At 43.7% G+C, this 263-nt stretch carries 1 protein-coding gene; it reads left to right on the top strand.

Features of this window, described 5'->3' with window-relative positions:
• Positions 1–263, top strand: a 263-nt coding sequence (gene rplU, locus AAEY78_RS13605; protein ID WP_352339864.1) for a 50S ribosomal protein L21, incomplete at both ends; no start/stop codon positions are given.

Genomic DNA, 263 nt, shown 5'->3' with positions numbered 1-263 from the left:
GGTGGTAAACAGCACCGTGTGACTGAAGGTCAAACAATTCGTCTTGAGAAATTAGACGTTGAAACTGGTGCAGCAGTTGAATTTGATTCAGTACTTTTAGTTGCTGATGGTGAGAAGATCGAGATTGGTGTACCGTTCGTAAACGGTGGTAAAGTAACAGCTGAGGTTGTTTCACACGGTCGCGGTGAGAAGATTAAGGTTGTTAAATTTAGACGCCGTAAGCATTCTCGTAAGCAAATGGGCCATCGTCAATGGTTCACAGA

It is taken from the genome of Psychrobacter sp. 16-MNA-CIBAN-0192 (assembly GCF_040309565.1).
Classification (GTDB): domain Bacteria; phylum Pseudomonadota; class Gammaproteobacteria; order Pseudomonadales; family Moraxellaceae; genus Psychrobacter.
This window is presented reverse-complemented; position numbering and strand designations above follow the sequence as displayed.